At 70.9% G+C, this 2,453-nt stretch carries 2 protein-coding genes and 2 pseudogenes; 1 reads left to right on the top strand and 3 read right to left on the bottom strand.

What is annotated here, in order from left to right:
* A pseudogene (locus NBX02_RS20505) lies at positions 1-430 on the top strand (class I SAM-dependent methyltransferase); the annotation flags it as partial.
* Positions 431-465: 35 nt separating this feature from the next.
* On the opposite strand, the gene NBX02_RS20500 reads toward NBX02_RS20505, so the two are convergent.
* The 3 genes and pseudogenes from NBX02_RS20500 to NBX02_RS20490 all read right to left on the bottom strand — a co-directional run.
* Positions 466-1,419: an aldo/keto reductase gene (locus NBX02_RS20500; protein WP_250281956.1), complete on the bottom strand. Its 954-nt coding sequence runs from the start codon at positions 1,417-1,419 to the stop codon at positions 466-468.
* 201 nt (positions 1,420-1,620) lie between these two features.
* Positions 1,621-2,142 (bottom strand): hypothetical protein, encoded by a 522-nt coding sequence (locus NBX02_RS20495; RefSeq protein ID WP_250281957.1) that lies wholly within the window; start codon positions 2,140-2,142, stop codon positions 1,621-1,623.
* Between the two features lie 52 nt (positions 2,143-2,194).
* Positions 2,195-2,453 (bottom strand): annotated as a pseudogene (locus NBX02_RS20490) (hypothetical protein); the annotation flags it as partial.

Here is a 2,453-nt window from a genome sequence, read left to right as displayed (position 1 = left end):
GCCCACGGCAGCCGGCCCGCTCACGGGCCCCGGGCCGCCCGCCGGGACGCCGTGGCCGTGGCGCCAGGGCAGCACGCTCACCCTGGCCGCGCACCTGCCGAGCCTCGCGCGTCCGTCCGAGCTGGCCGAACGGCTGCCCAAGTCGTTGATCGCCCACAACGTCCCCGGCGAGGACGTGCACGCGCTGCTGGCCGCGTTCGACGACGCCTGGCGGCGCAGCGCGCCGCGGGCCGTGTTCGGGCCGCGGCAGCGCTGGACAGCCGCGGTCGAGTCCCTGCGGGCGGACGGCTGGCCCGTACGGGGCAGCCGTCCGCGATGGCGGCTGGGCGAGGTCACCTTTGCCTGGCCGCCGGTACGGACGGACGCGGACGCTGCCACCGCCGGCACCGCGGGCACCGCCCCTGGCGGCAGCGACGGACCCGGTGGGTGAGCGGTGGACGGGTGAACGGTGGAGCGGCCCGCCGCTCAGGCGCCCGGCCGCCGGGACGGAGCGATCTTGTCGAGGACAGTGAGGTCGTCGGCGCGAGGCTGCCACTCGCCGGCCGCGACGTTCGCCCGGACCTGCTCCGCCGTCGTCGCCCCGGCGATCACGGAGGCTACCGCGGGCTGCGCGGCCAGGCCGCCGATCGCCACGTCCAGCAGCGAGCGGCCGCGTTCCCGGGCGAAGGTCTCCAGGGCCTCGACCTGGTCGAAGACCTCGTCGGTGAGCTCGTCCTGGCGGCCGGCCAGCCGGGTGCCGGGCGGGGGCTGCTCGTCCCGGAAGTACTTGCCGGTGAGGATGCCGCTCGCGAGCGGGAAGTACGGCAGAATGCCGATGCCGTACTTCTGCGCGGCCGGGACAAGTTCGGCCTCGATGCTCCGCTCCAGCAGGTTGTAGTGGTTCTGGGCCGAGATGAAGCGGGTCGTGCCGGAGGCGCGCGCGGTCCACTCGGCGTCGGCGACCTGCCAGGCCGCGAGGTTCGACGAACCCACGTAGCGGACCTTGCCCTCGCGCACTATCTCGTCGAGAGCGGCCAGCGTCTCCTCGACCGGGGTGAACGCGTCCGGGCTGTGCAGCTGGAAAAGATCTATATAGTCGGTCTGCAGCCGGCGCAGCGAGCCTTCCACGGCCTTGCGGATGTACCGGCGCGAGGCGCGGGCGTTGAAGTCGGGCCCGTACACCCCACCCATGTCGTTACCGAACTTGGTGGCGAGGACCACTTCGTCGCGCCGGGTCCGCAGGATATGGCCGAGCAGGGTCTCCGAACCACCCTTGTTGCCATATGTGTCCGCCGTGTCGAACAGGGTGATGCCGTTGTCGAGCGCGGCCGTGACGACGGCCCGGGTGCCCTCGAGGTCGACCCGTGAGCCGAAGTTGTTGCAGCCGAGGCCGACGACGGATACCAGTAGGCCGGAAGATCCCAGTGGGCGATATCTCATATCGTCAGTACAACACGACATACCATGAACCCCGGGCGTCAGGTACCGGGATTCGCCGCCCGTCATGATCACAGGACCGGGCCGGTGGCGTCTGGTTGTTTTTTTCGAGTGGTGGCGCAGTTGCCGTCGTGAGGCGGTCGAATGGCCGGGGCACGACCGGCCATTCGACCGTTCGCCTGTCCGGCCATTCGGCCGGTCGGGCTACTTGGACTTCGCGCTCTCGGAGCCGCTGTTCTCCTTGGCGCTGTCCGAGGACTTCGTCGTCTTCGTCGCCTTCGGCGCCTGGTCGGCCGAGGAGCGCACGGCCTTGGCCCGGTTGACCACGTTACGGGTCCGGGTCACGGCATCCTCGGTCGTCGGGCTCTGGCGGATGCGGGTAACGCGCTTCTCGCCGCGGTCGGCGAAGTTGCTGTAGAGCGTGCTCGCACGTCCCTGAAGGTCGGAAAGCTGGGCACTCACCGACGAGGGCAGGGAGGTGACAGCGGTCTGCACGTTGCCGGGGAGCCGCTGGGCCTGGGTGGAGAGGTCGTTGACCCGGCTGGAAAGCTTCTTGATCTCGCCGACGTAGACGGTGGGGATGCTCCGGATCTTCTCCACCGCGGCGTCCGCGGCACCCACATAGGCGTACAGGGGCTTGCGGACCTCCGACAGCGGGATCTTGACGTCGGCCGAGGCCTCGACGGTGTCGCCCGACTTGTCGGCGCTGGTTCGGATGGTGGCCATTGCTACCTCCAGTGTCGTGACTGTGACGTGGTCGCTGGATACTGTTCTGTTGTTACTTCGTTGATGACGAGGTGTCATCCGGCGGGTTGTGGGCGGTGGCCCCGTTGCTGGCAGCGGTGGTCCGGGTGGAGCGGCCGGTCTTCGCAGCGGCATCCCCGCTGGTCTTGCCGGTATCGCCGGTGGCCGCTGCCGTGCGTGGCCGTCGGGCCGCCGTTGTCCGCTTCGGGGCGGTGTCGGAGGTGCCGGGCGCGCGCGGGGCGGGGGTGGCCGCCGCCCGGGTGGCCCCGGTGGCCCGGCGGGTGGTGCCGGCC

This window comes from Protofrankia sp. CiP1_Cm_nod1, assembly GCF_920888515.1.
Taxonomy (GTDB): domain Bacteria; phylum Actinomycetota; class Actinomycetes; order Frankiales; family Frankiaceae; genus Protofrankia.
This window is presented reverse-complemented; position numbering and strand designations above follow the sequence as displayed.